This window comes from Niveibacterium sp., from assembly GCF_041909475.1.
Lineage (GTDB): Bacteria > Pseudomonadota > Gammaproteobacteria > Burkholderiales > Rhodocyclaceae > Niveibacterium.
Genome location: NZ_JAYRDJ010000032.1, coordinates 14,617 through 31,690, shown reverse-complemented (window position 1 = coordinate 31,690; position 17,074 = coordinate 14,617). Strand labels below are relative to the sequence as shown.

Here is a 17,074-nt window from a genome sequence, read left to right as displayed (position 1 = left end):
TCAATCGACCTCCTGCCGCACGATCTCGACGAAGCGCACATCGAAGGGGGGCGCCTCGCCCAAGCGTGCCGACAGTGCGTTGATGCGTCGCTTGAGTTCGATCATGTCGAGCTCGCGGCCGATCATCACGCGGTTGAAGCGTTCGAGTTCCTCGTTGCGCGCACGCAGCGTCTCCGCTTGCTGGCGCAGCGCTTCGGCCTGCTGCTGAAGGACTCCTTCGCCACGTTTGCGTTCGGTGATGTCGGAGATGGTGCCCACCATCCGCAGTGGCGCGCCCCTGGCGTCGCGCGCCACGACGCGCCCCTTGCCATTCACCCAACGTATGCCGCCGGATTTAGTCACCATGCGGTAGTCGAAGTCGCTGCTGCCCCGCTCACCGCGCAAGTGGGCGCTCATCACTTCGTTGATCCGCACCCAGTCGTCCGGATGCACCAGGCGCTGAAAGAAGGCGAGATCCGGTGTCACTTCATCCGGTGCGTAACCGCACATCTCGTAATAGCGCGGTGACAGTGAGGCCACGCCGCTCACGAGATCCCAGTCCCACACGCCGTCGTGCGTGGCATCGAGCACCAGGCGCAGACGTTCGCTCGCTGCATGGGCGGCGTCCTCCGCCAGCTTGCGTGCCGTGATGTCGCGCGCGATGCCGCAGATGCCGACCACCGCGCCGGTCTCGTCGCGCAGCGGCGTCTTCACGGTGAGGAAGGTGCGCGTCTGCCCGCCGACCGGCACTGTTTCCTCGACCGATTCGCTGCGCCCGCTCTCCATCACGCGCCGGTTCTCCGCAATCTGGCGGGCGGCAATGTCGGGCGGGAAGATCGCATGCTCGTCGCGTTCGAGCACCTGCTCGGCTGGCTTGCCGAACAGGCGTGCCGCGGCGTGGTTGAAGAGCGTGAAGTGCCCGTTGCGATCGAGCGCAAAGATGCAGTCTTCGGAATGCTCGGCGATGGTGCCGAGCAAGCCCAGCGCGGCAAGCCGTTCATGCTGCGCCTGTTGTGCGGCTGCGGCCACCAGCAGTTGCTGACGCTGGCGCTGCAGCGCGAGGAATGCTGCCGCCACGGCCAGCGCGAACAGGCCGGTCAGCACGATCCACACGGCCTCTTTCATCGCATCGCGGTACAGCTCGCTTTTGTCGAGCTTGGCGAGGAGGAACCAGTCCGTGCCAGGCACCGGCCGCACCACGCCGACCGCCGCCATGCCGTTGTAGTCCAGCCCTTCCTGCACGGTGCCCGCGGCGCCGATCAAGGCCAGATCGGGCAGGCGCCCGGCACCGGCGGCAACACGCAGATTGCCGGCGCCGCCACTGCGGTGGCGCAGTTCGCTTAGGAATAGCACGTCCTTGCCTTCGCGGCGGAACAGCAAGGTTTCGCCGCTCTCGCTCGGCACCGGCCAGCTCTGCAACGTGGGCAGCAACCAGGTTTCGGGCTTGAGGTGCAACACGATCAGCGGCGTGTTGCGATCGGGCTGGCTCGATCCGGCCAGGGGCGCGACGAAGTCCAGCCGGAGCTTGCCGGCAACGCCGCGGTAGGGGCCGACGTGCTCGATCTTGCCACGCTCACGCACGCCGGCGACCGCGCGCGCGAGCACGTCGGCGATCTGGGTCGGCGCTTCGGCTGACCCCCACACGCGCCGCCCGTCTGCGTCGAGCAGCGTGACGGCCGCAAAGCCCCGACTATCGGCGAGCCAGCTCAGACGCCGCTTGAGCATGTCGCCAGCCTGCACGTCCTGCTTCTGTTGCCAGCGTTGGTAGAGCTCGGCGAAGAACTGGCTGCTCTGCACCAGCGCGGCGTCGCCGGTAACGCGTTCATGCACCCAGTCTGAGATCTGCCGTGTGCGGAAGTCGGCAATCGCCTGCAGGCGATCGAGTTCCCGCGCCTTGTGCTGCTGCACTGCAACCGTCACGGCGACGGCGGTGACGGCGAGGATGAAGGCGGCAATGAACAGCAGCGGGCGAATCGGCTTTGAGACACGCGCCTCGTCTTCGCGCACGGCCGGATCGGGCGCTGCCATCCAGCGCCGCAGCAGCGCCCACAGCATCAGCGAAGTGACGATGACGAACACCCAGCCCTTCACCGCACTGATCAGGGCGAGCGCGCCGGGGTCGCGCACCAGCAGCGCCAGCACGCCATCCGACAGCAGGATCCAGAGCCCCGCGACCACTGCATAGCTCAACACCACGCCAAGGATGTCGAACTGCGAGAGCGCGCGGGGGCCGGTCATGCGGTGCCTCAGTCGCTATCGTGGTGCTGCTCAGCGATAGCTACGAACTCGTCGAAGCCGGCGCTGAAGGCATCGACGACGTCCGGATCGAAATGCGCAGCGCGGCCACCGACGATGATCTCCCGCGCCTCCTCGAAGCTGAACGGCGGTTTGTACACCCGCCGCGTGATCAAGGCGTCAAACACGTCGGCCAGTGCCATCAGGCGCGCCGACACCGGAGTCGCGTCGCCGGCGAGGCCACCCGGGTAGCCGCTGCCGTCCCACTTTTCGTGGTGTCCGCCGGCAATTTCCTTCGCTACCGACAGGAAGGCGACCGGCTGATCGACATCGCGCTCGGCCAGTTCGATCGCTTCGACCCCTAGCCGCGCGTGGGTCTTCATGATCAACCACTCATCCGGCGACAGCGGCCCCGGTTTGCGCAGGATCGCATCGGGAATGCCGACCTTGCCGATGTCGTGCAACGGCGCCGAGCGAGTCAGCAGATCGATGTAGCGGGCGTCCAGCGTGTCGCAGAAACGCGGGTGATCCCGCAGCCGCGTCGCGAGCGAATGCACATAGGCCTGCGTGCGCAGGATGTGGTTGCCGGTTTCCGGGTCGCGGGTTTCCGCCAGATGCGCAAGCGCGCGGATGCTGACGAGCTGGGTCAGATCGTTCTCGTGCATGCGGCGCGCCACTTCCGCTTCCAGCCAGGCGTTCTGGCCTGCGAGGCGATCACGCGCCTGCTTGAGTTCGAGCTGCGTGCGCACCCGCGCCAGCAGCAGCGGCGGCACGATGGGTTTGGCGATGTAATCGACGGCGCCGGCCTCGAAACCACGCAGTTCGTCTTCCACCTCGCCCATCGCGGTCACGAAGATCACCGGGATGGCCGCCGTCGCCGGATCAGCGCGCAGGCGTGCGAACACCTCGTGGCCATCCATGCCGGGCATCATCACATCGAGCAAGACCAGGTCGGGCCGGGGCGCACTCGCCGCCACCGCCAGCGCACGCGCGCCCGACGTCGCAGCACGCACCCGGTAATGGGGCTGCAGCAGCTCGGCGAGCAGGTCGAGGTTCTCGGCTGCGTCGTCGACGATCAGGATGGTTGCACCGGGTGGTTTCAGCATCGCAGCCACGGAGAAGTTGCCACTGCGGCGCTGCCGCGCCGCGGTCCATCATTCGATTACGGCCGCGGCTTGGATTCCTTGACCGCGGGCAGGCCAACTTCGGTATAGCCCGCGCAGCAACGCCCCGATAGCAGGACGTCACCGCCACGAGGCGCCCCGGCCGATCGACAGACGGCAAGCGGGCCTGCGGTTCGTGCAACGAACCAACGTATTGAACCCTGTTCAGCGGGTGATGCGTTCCTATACTCCAAGCGCCCCATAAGGACGACCCAGGCGGCCCCCGCGGCCCCCCATCCGGCATGCCCTTGCCCGCGCTGCCTGCTTCATTTCTGGTACAGGAGGATCACCCACACTCAACCTGAGGCTTGAGCGGCGGTCACTTTGCCGCCGCGCTTCGGCCCCGAATCGGAGGTAAGCGACATGGATACGCTAAACCTGGTTCAACACGAACTCGCGCGCTCGGATCTCCCTGCCTGGATGCTAAAGCCAGGTAAGGCCGAAACCTGGGTCACGGCGCTGCTCGTCGCGGGCTGGAGCCTGACCGCGGCGGGCATGCTTCTCGCCGCACTGATCCCGTGAAAGAACAAGGGCCGCGCCCGGCATCACAGCCGGGCGCGGCCCTTGTCGCTGCGTACGTCGACGCAGCGCTTGCTGCAGGGGCGCCATGCTTGCAGCCCTTTATACCGGCCCGAGGTTGCGACGAGCGCTCGATACTGCCTGGCGCGCGCGTGCCGCAAAATGAACCGCACACACTCAGCTCAATCTCACCCTCGAGTCCAAGCCGCAAATCCGTTTCACTTCATCGGCGGTCGTCTGCGCACTGATGTGAGTGGTATCCACGACCTGCGCGAAGTGCGGCCGCGCCATGCCCTCCGCGTGCATCCAGCGGATCCGCTCGCGCTCCCAGTCCGACAAGACCCGCGAGCCGCGGAACTCGGCGTTCACGTCGGGCGCACACCACAAGGCAACACTGACAATGTCTTGCTCGGGTGCGAAGCGCGGCCGGATGAACGCATAGTCGGCATCGGACAGCGGATACACGAACAGCACGTCCAGCCCGTGTGCCAGAAAGTTGTTCGAGATGTCGCACGCGTTGATCAGGTTGAGCGGTACCGCTTCGGCAAGCGGCATCCATGCAATGCAGTCGCGCAGGTCATCGACCTCGATGACCGCGAGCCGCTCACATTGCGCCTTCAGCAGGACTGCTACGGTCGTCTTGCCGGCATTCGGCGCGCCGGTCAGGATGATCAGGCGCGCCATGGCGGTCAGTTCATGCTGCTCGGCTTCACCTTCGGCGCGATCGCACTGCCCTTGCGGGCGCGCTTGCCGAGGCAGGCCTGCAGCGCCACGCCCTTCACTTCCACCGCGATCTCCTTGCCACCACGGCCGATGCCACTGACGGTGACAACCGGCTCGCCCGGGCAGGCCACTGCGTTGAGCGTTTCCTTGTCGTCCAGCCCCATGACGATCACGCCGCGGCCGCGCGGCATCACCTTCATCTCGGCGCGCGGGAACCACAGCAGGCGGCCATTGGCAGACGCCGCGGCAATCCACTCGCCTTCGCAAGGCATCGGGCGCAGCACTTCTTCGCCGGCTTCCAGCGTCATGAAGGCCTTGCCGGCACGGTTGCGGCCCGCGAGCTCAGACAGCGTGGTGATGAAGCCGTAGCTGCCGGAGTTGGCAAAGAGGTATTCCTTCGCCGGGTCGCCCGAGAGCGCCTGCGCCACGCGAGCGCCGTTCTGCAGCTCGATCAGTGTGGTGAGCGGTACGCCGTCGCCACGCCCGCCGGGCAGATCCTGGATGCGCACCGAGTAGGCGCGGCCCTGGGTGTCGATGATCAGCAGCGGCCAGGGCGTGCGGGTTTCGATCACCGCAAACTCGCCGTCGCCGGATTTGTAGGTCAGTGCTGCGCGGTCGACGCCGTGGCCCTGGCGCGCGCGCACCCAGCCGTTGCGCGACAGGATCACCGTGACTGGCTCGTCGAGCACCGGCGCTTCGCCTGCCACGATGGCCTGCGCGGCTTCGATCAGCGTACGGCGGTCGTCGCCGAACTTCTTCGTATCCTCGACGATTTCCTTGAGGATCAGGCGCGTCATCGCGCCGCGGTCTTCCAGCAGCTCGACCAGCTTGGCGCGTTCGACGCGCAGCTCGGCCAGCTCGGATTCGATCTTGATGTACTCCAGCCGCGCCAACTGGCGCAGGCGGATCTCGAGGATGTCCTCGGCCTGGATCTCGCTGAGCTTGAAGCGCGCCATCAGCTCAGCCTTGGGCTCCTCGGCCTCGCGGATCACGCGGATCACTTCGTCGATGTGCAGCCAGACGATGGCGCGGCCTTCGAGGATGTGGATGCGGCGGTCGACTTCACCAAGGCGGTAGCGTGTGCGGCGCTCGACGGTGTCGAAGCGGAACGCGATCCACTCGTGCAGCACGGCGAGCAAGCCCTTCTGCGCCGGGCGGCCATCGCGGCCGATGACGGTGAGGTTCACCGACACCGAGGATTCGAGCGAGGTGTGCACCAGCAGCACCCGCATCAGTTCTTCGGGGTCTTGCGTGCGGCTCTTGGGTTCGAGCACCAGGCGCACCGCTTCCTTGTCGGAGGACTCGTCGCGCGCGGTGTCGAGCACGCCCAGCACCAGCGCCTTGGTCGCCTTCTCCTCGGCGGAGACTTCCTTCTTGCCGGTCTTCGGCTGCGGGTTGGTCAGCGCCTCGATTTCGGAGAGCACCTTAGAGACCGACACGCCATGCGGCATCTCGTTGACGATGATGCGCCAGGCGCCGCGCGCGAGCGGTTCGACACGCCAGCGCGCGCGCATCCGCAGGCTGCCGCGACCACCGGCGTAGGCATCGCGCAACGCCTGCGGCGGCGAGATCAGCTGGCCGCCGCCGGGGAAGTCCGGCCCCGGCAGCAGCGCCATCACTTCGTCCAGCGTCGATTCCGGCTTCTTGATCAGCAACTGCGCGGCGGCCGAGACCTCGCGCAGGTTGTGCGGCGGGCACTCGGTGGCCATGCCGACCGCGATGCCGGAGGCGCCGTTCAGCAACAGCATCGGCAAGCGCGCCGGGAAGAGCTTGGGCTCCTGCCAGGCACCGTCGTAGTTCGGCACGAAATCCACCGTGCCGCGATCGATCTCGCCCAGCAGCAGTTCGGCCAGCGGCGTGAGGCGCATTTCGGTGTAGCGCATCGCTGCGGCACCGTCGCCGTCGCGTGAGCCGAAGTTGCCCTGGCCGTCGATCAACGGGTAGCGCAGCGTGAAGTCCTGCGCCAGGCGCACCGCCGCGTCGTACACCGCAGTGTCGCCGTGCGGGTGCAGCTTGCCGATCACGTCGCCGACCACGCGCGCGCTCTTCACCGGCTTGGCGCCGGGGGCTAGGCGCATCTCGTGCATCGAATACAGGATGCGGCGCTGCACCGGCTTCATGCCGTCTTCCACCTGCGGCAGCGCACGGCCACGCACCACGCTCATCGCGTAGGCAAGGTAGGCGCGCTCGGCAAAGGCGGCGATCGGCAGATGATCGTCGGGCAGTTCGGTCAGCGTAGGCGGAGCGGGCGGCGCCGGCGGCTCAGCCGGCGTTTCGGCTTCTGGCTCGGTCAGGGGCGCGGCGTCTTCGCCAAAAAGGTCGAGCTCAGGACTGGATTCGGTGCCGGATTCGGGCTCGTTGTGCATGGGATAAGGCATCAGCTTCGGAAACAGCCGCGATTATCGCAGGTTGGTGCCGCCGGCCGGCGGCGGATGTGACGTGGCTCAGCTTCGGCCAGTAATGCGAGGCGCTATGATTGATTTGCCTACGCGCCGGCACTCGCCCCGCGACCATCCTTACGGAGAACCGATCGTGAACACACGCCTGAGCGTCGTTTCCATCGCCCTGCTGTGCCTGGCAGGCCCTGCGCTGGCCCAGCAGTACGTCTACCCTGCCAAGGGGCAATCGGCGGAGCAACAGAAACAGGACGAAGCCGAGTGCTACACCTGGGCCGTCGGCCAGACCGGCTTCGACCCGGCCAAGCCGCCCGCGCAGGCCGCGGCGGCACCGGCCCCGGCACCCGCGCCTGCGCCGAGTGGCGGCCGCGTTCGTGGGGCTGCGGCCGCGGCAACGGTGGCCGCAATCACGGATAACGATGTCGGCGATGCGGCCGTCGCCGGCGCGGTAGCGGGCGGTGCCGCTCAGCGCGGGCAGCGCCGCCAACAACAGCGCGCTAGCCAGCAACAGGCGGCACAACAGCAGCAGGCGGCCCAGCAGCACACGGCGGATCAGACTGCTGGGTTCAACAAAGCGCGCGCAGCCTGCCTGGAAGGGCGCGGCTATACGATCAAGTAAGCCCGAACTGGCATACTCCAGCGGCCGTTTTCGTTCACATGCACCCGCACGGAGACTCTTTAGATGGAATGGCTCGCCGACCCCAACGCCTGGATAGCCCTCGCCACACTGACTGCGCTGGAGATCGTGCTGGGCGTGGACAACATCATCTTCATCTCGATCCTCGTCGGCCGCCTGCCTGAAGCCCAGCGCAACGTCGCGCGGCGCTTGGGCCTGCTGCTGGCGATGGGTACCCGTATCGCACTGCTGGCATCGCTGGCGTGGATCATGCGGCTGACCGATCCGGTGTTCGTTGCCCCAATCGTCGAACAGGGCATATCGGGGCGCGACATGATCCTGATCGGCGGCGGCCTCTTCTTGCTTTGGAAGAGCGTGCACGAGATCCACAATTCGCTGGAAGGCGAGGACGAGGTCCAGCACGCAGGCGCTGCACGCGCGGCGTTTGCTTCGGTGCTGGTGCAGATCGCGATCATCGACATCGTGTTCTCGCTCGACTCGGTGATCACTGCCGTCGGTCTGGTAAGCAACCTGTCGGTAATGGTGACGGCGATCGTGATATCGGTGGGCGTGATGATGTTCGCCGCGAAACCGATCGGCGATTTCGTCGACCGCCATCCGACGGTCAAGATGCTCGCGCTGTCCTTCCTCGTGCTGGTCGGTGTCACGCTGATCGCCGAGGGTTTCGACACGCATGTGCCGAAGGGCTATATCTACTTCGCGATGGCTTTCTCGGTGTGCGTCGAGATGATCAATATTCGTTTGCGCAAACGGATCACCGCACCAGTGCATCTGCGCAAGGATCTGCCGGATTGATCGCCGCAATAAGGCTGAAAAAAGGCCCCGCAGTGCGGGGCCTTTTCATTCGTGCGCGGGCGATTTGATCACTGTTGCTGCACACGGACCACATAGTTGCGGCCGTAGTTGTTGTCCCAGTAGGTCTGGCCATTTACGGTGTAGCCCACCGCGTATTCGATGCGGGTGGCGCCTGCCGGTACGTTGAGGCCATACGCCCATTCTTCCACGCCGTACTGGTTCGGGTTCGTCGTGCTGCTGTAGTAGCTGCGCCAGAAATCACCGTTCCATACCGCCCAGGCGGATTGCGTCGTCTGCCAGCCATCGGTGGTGTAACGAATCTCCACTTGGCGGTTGGCACCGATGTTCTTCACGCTCGCGCTGCCATAGTAGCGATTGCCATACACGGTGACCGGATTGCCGGTATCAACGAAGCGCGCCAGCACCGGTGCGGAAGGGATCAGGCTGCCCGAATCCTTGGCCTGGCGGTAGTTCTGCCCGCCGTTGTTGTCCCAGTACTCGACGCCGTTGACCTTGTAGCGCAGCGCAAACTCCAGATCCCAACTCGCGTACGTAAGCCCGGTTTCGTTGCTGTCGGCGAAGTTGCCCGCCCACACTTCGCGGCCCGCGTCGGCGGGGCGGCTGTAGGCAAGCGGCACATCGATCCAACTGCCGTCCGGTTTTTTAAGGTGCACATAGACCTGCTTGGCGTAGGCGAGATTCTTCACCAGCGCTTCGAAACGCACCGACTGCAACCCTACCTGGTAGTAAGCCGAAACCGTGCTCTGCGAACGCAGCAGCTTGATCTCATCGGCCGCAAAGGCCGCACTGCAAGCGATGAGCGCTGCAAGTGCAATAAGGATTCGTTTCATGATTGCCTCCTGGCAGGGGCGTGAGCGCGCCTCGCCGGGCGGGCGCTTACGTCACGTATTTGATGGGGGTGGGCGCGCGGATCGCGCGCCCGGCATCGCACGCGGCACGGCGAACCGTGCCGCGAGGATCGGCAGGATCAGTACTGCTTAAGCGGCTGCAGGTAATTGCGACCGTAGTTGTTGTCCCAGTAGGTCGTGCCGTTCACGATGTAGCCGATCGCGTACTCGACCTTGGTCGCGGTGGTCCCGACGTCGAGCTCGTAGTTCCACTCTTCCGAGCCGTACTGGTTCGGATTCGGCGCGCTGCTGTAGCCACCGAACCAGAAGCTGCTGCTGAAAGTACCCCAGGCCGTTTTGCTGGTCTGCCAGCCATCGGTCGAATACACCACCTTGACCTGCTTGTTCGGCGACAGGTTCTTCAGCGTCACGCTGCCGTACAGGCGACCGCCATAGACATAAGCGGCGTTGTTGAGGTCATAGACACGCGCCAGCACGTGGGTGCCGAACAGCATGCTGCCGGTGTCGCGGCCCTGCTTGTAGTTCTGGCCGCCGTTGTTGTCCCAGTACTCTGCGCCATTCACCAGATAGCGCAGCGCGAACTCGAGGTCGAAGGTCTTGAAGCTGGGGCCGGTGTTGGTGTCGTTCGGGTCGGTATAGCTGCCGGCCCATACTTCACGGCCAGCGTCCGCAGCGCGTTGGTAGGAAAGCGGGACATCGGTCCAGCTGCCATCGGGGCGCTTGAGGTGCACATATACCTGCTTGGCGTAGGCCAGGTTCTTCAGGATCGCTTCGAAGCGGATGCTCTGGCTGCTGATGCCGTACTTCGATGACACGGTGCTCTGCGAGCGCAGTAGCTTGATTTCGTCGGCAGCAAATGCCTGCGCGGCAAGCAGAAGCGCTGCCGCGGCAATGATCAGTTTCCTCATGATGACCTCTGTATTTTTGATTGGGGGGGAAAGCGTTCTTCGACGCCTGCAAGCGACAGGGTGACGTGTCGTTTGCAGGCAGCAGTGTGCCGTTCGCCTTCGCGGCGCCTTGTCGAAAACTGCGCTTTTCGCGCAAACCCCACTAGAAGATTTTTATGACCCGAACGGGATATTCAATTTGATTTGTGCGACGCAACAACTCCGTTGCTGCGCTGTCACTTGTCATGCGGGTGAAATCAGGTCGATGCAGCGGAACCCGCGCCAGCGCTTGCGCTACGCCTTGTCGTTGGCGTCGGGGGCGACGAGCGGCAAGGTCACAACGAAGCAGGCCCCTTCGCCGGGCGCGCTATCGACATCAATGCGCCCGCCCAGCACACCGCTGACCAGGTTGTAGACGATGCTGAGCCCGAGGCCACTGCCACCACGCCCGAGCTTGGTGGTGAAGAAGGGGTCAAAAATCCGCTTGAGTTGCTCTTGCGGAATCCCGACACCGTCGTCCCGGCACGACAGCGTGCAGCTCGTCGCGCCCGAGCGTGCAGCAGTGATGCGCAGATGGCCGTCGGTGCGCCCCTCGAAGGCATGGATCAGCGCGTTGTTGATGAAGTTGGTGATGATCTGGCCGAGCGGACCGGGGTAGCTGTCGAGCAGCACCCCCTCTTCCAGATCCAGTTCGATCTCGACGCCCTGGTGTCGCATCATCGGCGCCATCGTTGCGACAATCTCTCGCACCGTCGTCGCGAGATCGAATTCGCGCCGCTTTTCGCTGACGCGGTCGACCGACACCTGCTTGAAGCTCGCCACCAGATCGTGCGCGCGCTCCAGATTGCGCGTCAGCAGACTCGCCGCATCGCTCACAGTACCGGCATAGTCGATCAACGCAGAGCGGCGCAACTGCCCGGCTTCCACATCGCGCTGCAACTGGCGTGACTGCGCCATCAAGGTACTCGCCACCGTCACGCTGTTGCCGATCGGCGTATTGAGTTCGTGCGCAATACCCGCGACGAGCCCACCCAGCGCGATGAACTTTTCCGAACGGATCAACTCGTCCTGCGCCAGCTGCAGGCGCTCCAGCGCCTGGCTCAATTCTGCGGTACGCGCTTGAACCCGCGCTTCCAGCGTGGCATTCAGCGCTTCAAGCGCAGCGCGCGATTCGCGCAAACGTAAGTCACCGTGCGCAAAGGCGCGAGCGAGCTGTCCAATCTCACCGGTTGCGCCAGTCGGCAGAATCGCCTGTTCGCCCGTGCCGATCCGCTCCGCCGCGTCAGTAAGTTGCATGATTGGCTTCGCGATGCGCGCGGACACCAGCCAAGCGGCGCCGACAATCAGCAAGGTCACCATCAAGCCAAGCGCAGACACCGCGGTGGTAACTCGTGCGTAGGGGGCAAGGTAGGCAGAGGCCGGCTCCGCAAGCGCAAGTCGCCACGGCGCGGTGGTCAGGGCTACTACGGCAACGCGCTCTTTCACGCCGTCGCCATTGAGATCAGCCCAGTTCACGCCGTCGAGCAAGGAATCCGGAACGCGGCGAACCGAAGCCACATCCGCATCGATGCGCCGTTCGGCCTTGAGTCGCAGCAGGCTGCCCGGGTCGCCCCCGTACACGACACGCCCCTGCAGCCGGCCATCCTCGCCATGCGCAATCGCCACACCCGCACTGTCGAACAACACGCTGAAGCTGCCGCCGGTGTCGCGCACCTGATCACGCCGCACGAATTCCTGCAGGCGGGCCGCGGAGATGCGCAAGCGCAGCACGCCCACCACGCGACCACCGCCATCGTGGATCGGCACCGATGCCCACAAGGTTGCGCCGTCCGCATCGAAGAAGGGGCCCGCCAGGCTGGGCAGGCCGGAATCCACCGTCTGGCGGAACCACAGGTTATCCGCCTCGCTGGCACCCACGCGACCGAGTTCGGTATCCACCATGACGTGGCCATCGCGATCGAGCAGCGCCGCGGAACCGACATGGATCGGATCCTTGATCACGGTGTTGCGCAGCGTTTCGACGAGCTCGGAAATCAGCAGCGCACGGCGCTCATCGTCGGCAGCAAGGTAGCGGCGCAGGGCGGGCAGATGGCTGTCGGCGCGCAAGCCATCCAGCGTGGCCGCAGCGAAGGTATCCACCGCGGCCGCCACTTCGCCGGCGCGCACCAGCAGCGCACGGTCTTCCTGTTCGGTACGGGTGTACTCGTTCGCGCGTAGCGCGATCCAGCCTGCCACATAGAGCGGCACCAGCGCGACGAGCGCGAGCGTCACGAGGAGCTGGCCGCGGATCTTCATGGCAGCATGCGCGGGTCGATCAATGCGCCGGGCTCCGGGCGCCGCAGCAGGTAGCCACGTGCTACAAAGTGCTCGATGTACTGGTCCGCCACATGCAGGATCGAGCTGTCGGTATCGCCATGACGGAACTTCGCACGGTTTTCGGCGAGCCCAAGCAAGCGGATCCCATTGCGGCTGACGTCATCGGTGCGCCCCTTCAACAGCACCAGCAGGCGTTGATCGCCTTCGGCCGGGTGGCTGTTCCACCACTCCTGCGCGCGGAACCAGGCCGCTACCACCGCCCGCACCGCGTCGGGCCGTTGTTGCAACACGGTGTTGTGGAAGATCAGCCCGTCGATGATCAGCCCCGGCGTGTCGGACGTCGAGAAGACCGCCTCGAACCCCTTCTTGCGCGCCATCGAGACGTAGGGCTCCCAGCTGTGCCCGAGGTCGATCTCGTTACGCTCAAGCAGCTCCGGCACCGACGAGGCATCCGCGTTGACGAGCTTCACGTCGTCGAAGGTCAGCCCGTAGCGCGCGAGGAAGCGCAGCACCAGCAGCTCGCCGAACCCACCCAGCGAGGTGCCGACGCGCTTGCCACGCAGCCAGGCGGCGTCCGGCGAGGCGTGCCGCGCCAGCAATACGTCGCCGCCGGCGGATTCGTCCGAGGCCAGCACCATGCGTACGTCGGGCGAGGTGCGGGTCAGTGTCACGACATCGGCCAGCGACACGCACACACCGTCGTAACGGCCGGACGAGAAGTCGCTGAGCAGGCGGCGGGTATTCTCAGGCAGCGTGATCTCGACCTCGACACCGGCCGCTTTCAGGTAACCCAGTTCGCGCGCGAGCAGCAAAGGGTAATAGCCCGCCCACAGGTCGATCGCGATCCGCAAGGGCGGAAGACGGGCGGGCGGCGCGGGGCTACGCTCGCAGCCCGCCAGCAGCGAGGCCGCAGCGCAAAGCGCCGCCTGCAGCACACGGCGGCGCGGCACCGATATCGAAGCTCCCCCTTCCATGCCCCAGCCTTTTCTCCCTGACATCCAGTCAGACTACGGCATACACACGGCTGCGCTTTAATTCCGGCTCATTCAGCCGCAGGCGCGACTCGCGGTATCACGATGCGGAACAACGTGCCCTCGCCCGGCCGGCTCTCGACATGGATGCGGCCACCCAGCACGCGGGTGACGAGGTTGTAGACGATGTGCATGCCGAGACCGCTGCCGCCGCGCCCGAATTTGGTGGTGAAGAAGGGGTCGAATATCTTGCGCAGCGTTTCGGCGTCCATGCCGCAGCCATCGTCGCGGCAGCACAGCTCGGCGGCGCCGTCGGGCAAGGCCGCCGAGCTGATCACCACTTGGCCCGCCTCTCGCCCCTCGAAGGCATGCAGCATCGCGTTGTTCACCAGGTTCGTGACGATCTGCCCGATCGCGCCGGGGTAACTGTCCATCGGCACGCTGGAAAGGTCGAGCTCAAGCCGGCCAACCTGCCCACGCAAGCTTGGCGCCAGCGTCTGGGCGACTTCGGCCACCACGTCGGCCAGATCGAAGCCGCGGCGCGCTTCGCTGACGCGGTCCACCGAAACCTGCTTGAAGCTGGTCACCAGGGTGCGCGCGCGCGCCAGATTGCGTTCGATCAGGCTGGTGGCGTCTTGCATCGCCTGAATATAGGTCTCCAGTTGCGATCGCCGCAACTGGCCAGCGCCCATGTCGGAAACCAGGCGTGCGGTCAGTTCGCTGATCGTGCTGGCCACAGTGACGCTGTTGCCGATTGGCGTATTGAGTTCGTGCGCGACGCCCGCGACGAGGCCGCCCAGCGCCACGAGCTTTTCCGAGCGGACCAGTTCGTCTTGCGCCAGCTGCAGCCGCGCGAGGGTCTCGCGCAACTCGGTGGTGCGTTGCTCGACGCGGGTTTCGAGCGAGGCGTTGAGTGCTTCGAGCGCCTGCCGCGCACGCTCGGTCTCGGTCACGTCCACGCAGGTCCAGATCGCCAACTGGCGTTCGCCCGCCTCGAAGGCGCGCGCAAAGATCCGCAAACACAGCGGCCCCGAGGCGGCATCGAGTGTTGCCAGCGCATCGACATTGCGGGCGGTGTTCAGCACGCCTGCGAGATGCACGAAGTCGGGATAGCGGGTGTCGCCGTGCAGCGCGGCAAGGCGCTGTCCCGGCAGCGTATGCGCCTCGTCGCCAAACTGCGTGATGAAGGCCGCGTTGAGGTCCACGATCTCGCCGCTTGCGCGGTCGGATAACAGCAGCGGCAGCGGTGACAGATTGAACAGCGCAGCAAAGCGCGATTCGCTGATCTGCAGGCGGCTCGCCGTGGCGCGCTGCTCTTCCACCTGCGCGGCGAGGCGCGCGAGCGTGTCTTCGAGCCGCTCGGTCATGGCCTGGATCGCGCGAGCCAAGCGCCCCACTTCACCACCGGCCTGTACCGGCAAGCGCGGCGCCGACCCGGCCAGCCCCACCTGGTCTGCGAGGGCAGTAAGACTGACAATCGGGGCCGCGATGCGCCCGGCAGCAAACCAGGCCGCAAGCAGCAACAGCACCGTCAGCACCGCACCGAGCAAAAGCATGGTCGCGATCTCGGTACGCGCCCCGGCGAGCCAGACCGCCTCCGGCACCAGCACGACCAGCCGCCATGCGGTATCGCGCACAGCGACGACCGCCACGCGCAGCCGATCGGCGCCGGTATCCACCCACGCAAGCTGCGCGCTCTGGCTGACCGTCGGCAGCTGGCCGGCGAGCCGCTCGATCGCGCCGTCGGGCGCGAGCAAGCCGGCACGCCGCAGTCGCTGGTCGGACGCGGCATCGCCGCCGACACGCGCGCGCAGCACCCATTCCGGCCGCCCGCTGTGCGCCACGACAACGCCATCCTGCCCCAGCACCAGAACGCGCCGCAGCGTGACTTCGTTAAGCGTGCCGCGCCACACGATGGCCTGCAGGCGGGCCGCCGAGACCCGCAGGCGCAGCAGGCCGATGATGCGCCCGCGCGCATTGCGCACCGGCTGGCAGAAGTGAATGAAGGGCGTGCGTGCGCCGGCCGCAATACGCGGCCCGCTCAAGGTACCGAGCCCGCTGTCCAGCGCCAGCGCAGCACACGGGCTGGCCTGCGCCGGATCACGCTGAGCCTGAGCGAGCGCGGTGTCGCCCAGCACCTGCCCGTCGGCATCGAGCAGCGCTGCGGACATGACATGGATCGGGTCCTTCACCGCTACGCTGCGCAGCGCGCCGCGCAACTCAATCTGCATCGAAACGCGGGTATTCGGGTCGGCTGCGAGGTAGCGCTCGAAGATCGGTTGCCCGGCGTCCGCGCGCAGCGCTTCGAGCGAACCGCGCGCAAAGGCCTCGACATCGGCGCCCAGTTCGTTGGCGCGCGACATCAGCGCCGCATCTTCGCGCTCGGCATGCGCCGCAGCGTTGTTGCGCAACGCCATCCAGCCTGCAAGATAGAGCGGCACCAGAGCCGCCACGATCAGCACCAGCAGCAGACGGGTGCGGATGTTCATGCAAGAAAATCCGCGTCGAGCAGTTCCGCGGATGCGGGGCGTCGCCCGATCAGGCCGCGGGCGATGAAGTGGTCGGCATAGAGTTCGGCCACCCGATGAAGTGAATCCTCCGTCGTGCCAGGGCGGAACTTCGCGCGGTTGTCCTCGCGCGTCAGCAGGCGGATGGCGACTCTCACCACCTCGCTGGTACGGCCGGCGAGCGCGCGTCGCAGCATCGGCTCCGCATCCAGTTCAAAGCGGTTCCACCAGTCCACCGCTTCGAACCACGCAGCGATCAGCGCCCGGATCTCCGCCCCGCGTCGCCGCAGCACCGAGCCGTGACAGATCAAACCGTTGACCACCAGCCCCGGCGTGTCGCGGCTGGAGAAGACTTCAACGAAGCCCTGCTCGCGCGCCTGGGCGACGTAGGGTTCCCAGGTGTGGCCATAATCGATCGCGCCGCTCGCAAGCTGTGCCGGCACCTCCGAGGCATCCACCTGCACCAGTTCGATGTCGCCCAGCGACAACCCGTAGCGGCGCGCGAAGCGCAGCACCAGCAGTTCACCGAAGCCGCCCAGCGAAGTACCAATGCGGGCGCCGCGCACATCGTCGACGCGCGATGGCGACCCCTTGCCGAGGATACGGTCGGCGCCGATCGATTCGCCCGAGGCCAGCACCATGTGGATATCGGGCGTCGCGCGGGTCAGCGTGATTATGTCGCCGAGCGACACGCAGACGCCGTCGTAGGAGCACGCCGCAAAGTCCGACAGCAACTGGCGGGTGTTTTCGGGGATCACCACCTCAACGTCGACGCCATGCGCCTTGAGCAGCCCCCGTTCGCGGGCGAGCAGCAAGGGATAGTGTCCGGCCCACAGATCGATGGCGATGCGCAGCGGCCGCTTTGCGGCCTGCGCAACCAGATCGGGCTGGCACGCGGGGAGCGTTGCCAGCGCGAGCCCGCCCAGCCCTGCGGAAACCAGGCGGCGACGTGTCAGGCTAGGCAGTGTTCCGGGCGCGCACGGATGCATGCCCGGGAGTACGGCATCCGCCGTGTCGGACTTGAGGGCGACGGGCGATGACGGCGTGGCCGCCCCCGCCGCGCAGCCGTCCGGGCTA

13 protein-coding genes are annotated in these 17,074 nt (G+C 66.1%); 3 read left to right on the top strand and 10 right to left on the bottom strand.

Going from position 1 to position 17,074, the window contains the following annotated elements:
• Positions 1–2,217, bottom strand: coding sequence for a PAS domain S-box protein (locus tag ACE3P0_RS17270; protein WP_374403979.1), 2,217 nt, complete (start codon positions 2,215–2,217; stop codon positions 1–3).
• 8 nt (positions 2,218–2,225) lie between these two features.
• Complete coding sequence (locus ACE3P0_RS17265) at positions 2,226–3,320, bottom strand: two-component system response regulator (RefSeq protein WP_374403989.1); 1,095 nt, start codon at positions 3,318–3,320, stop codon at positions 2,226–2,228.
• 420 nt (positions 3,321–3,740) lie between these two features.
• On the opposite strand from ACE3P0_RS17265, the gene ACE3P0_RS17260 reads away from it, so the two are divergent.
• Positions 3,741–3,899, top strand: a complete 159-nt coding sequence (locus ACE3P0_RS17260; protein WP_374403978.1) for a hypothetical protein — start codon at positions 3,741–3,743, stop codon at positions 3,897–3,899.
• A 174-nt stretch (positions 3,900–4,073) separates the two neighbouring features.
• Here the strand turns inward: ACE3P0_RS17260 and ACE3P0_RS17255 are convergent, their stop codons facing one another.
• Together ACE3P0_RS17255 and parC are read right to left on the bottom strand one after the other, a co-directional pair.
• The gene (locus ACE3P0_RS17255; protein WP_374403977.1) at positions 4,074–4,580 is read right to left on the bottom strand and encodes a hypothetical protein; all 507 of its coding nucleotides are present in this window, start codon (positions 4,578–4,580) and stop codon (positions 4,074–4,076) included.
• 5 nt (positions 4,581–4,585) lie between these two features.
• Complete coding sequence (parC, locus tag ACE3P0_RS17250; RefSeq protein WP_374403976.1) at positions 4,586–6,985, bottom strand: DNA topoisomerase IV subunit A; 2,400 nt, start codon at positions 6,983–6,985, stop codon at positions 4,586–4,588.
• A gap of 166 nt (positions 6,986–7,151) precedes the next feature.
• Here parC and ACE3P0_RS17245 point away from each other — a divergent pair, with 166 nt between their 5' ends.
• Together ACE3P0_RS17245 and ACE3P0_RS17240 are read left to right on the top strand one after the other, a co-directional pair.
• Entirely contained in the window at positions 7,152–7,634 is a 483-nt protein-coding gene (locus tag ACE3P0_RS17245; protein ID WP_374403975.1) for a hypothetical protein, read from the top strand.
• 63 nt (positions 7,635–7,697) lie between these two features.
• On the top strand, positions 7,698–8,447 hold the full coding sequence (locus ACE3P0_RS17240) for a TerC family protein (protein WP_374403974.1): 750 nt from the start codon (positions 7,698–7,700) through the stop codon (positions 8,445–8,447).
• Between the two features lie 68 nt (positions 8,448–8,515).
• Here the strand turns inward: ACE3P0_RS17240 and ACE3P0_RS17235 are convergent, their stop codons facing one another.
• The 6 genes from ACE3P0_RS17235 to ACE3P0_RS17210 form a co-directional block, all read right to left on the bottom strand.
• Entirely contained in the window at positions 8,516–9,298 is a 783-nt protein-coding gene (locus tag ACE3P0_RS17235) for a hypothetical protein (RefSeq protein WP_374403973.1), read from the bottom strand.
• 137 nt (positions 9,299–9,435) lie between these two features.
• A complete protein-coding gene (locus ACE3P0_RS17230) occupies positions 9,436–10,224 on the bottom strand; it encodes a hypothetical protein (protein WP_374403972.1) in 789 nt (262 codons plus the stop codon).
• A gap of 273 nt (positions 10,225–10,497) precedes the next feature.
• Positions 10,498–12,498 (bottom strand): ATP-binding protein, encoded by a 2,001-nt coding sequence (locus ACE3P0_RS17225; protein ID WP_374403970.1) that lies wholly within the window; start codon positions 12,496–12,498, stop codon positions 10,498–10,500.
• The gene (locus ACE3P0_RS17220) at positions 12,495–13,493 is read right to left on the bottom strand and encodes an ABC transporter substrate-binding protein (RefSeq protein ID WP_374403968.1); all 999 of its coding nucleotides are present in this window, start codon (positions 13,491–13,493) and stop codon (positions 12,495–12,497) included. The genes ACE3P0_RS17225 and ACE3P0_RS17220 overlap by 4 nt, the downstream gene beginning before the upstream one ends.
• A gap of 68 nt (positions 13,494–13,561) precedes the next feature.
• A complete protein-coding gene (locus ACE3P0_RS17215) occupies positions 13,562–15,979 on the bottom strand; it encodes an ATP-binding protein (RefSeq protein ID WP_374403967.1) in 2,418 nt (805 codons plus the stop codon).
• Positions 15,976–16,986 (bottom strand): ABC transporter substrate-binding protein, encoded by a 1,011-nt coding sequence (locus ACE3P0_RS17210; protein WP_374403966.1) that lies wholly within the window; start codon positions 16,984–16,986, stop codon positions 15,976–15,978. Before ACE3P0_RS17210 ends, ACE3P0_RS17215 begins: the two co-directional genes overlap by 4 nt.
• Positions 16,987–17,074 lie beyond the last annotated feature (88 nt).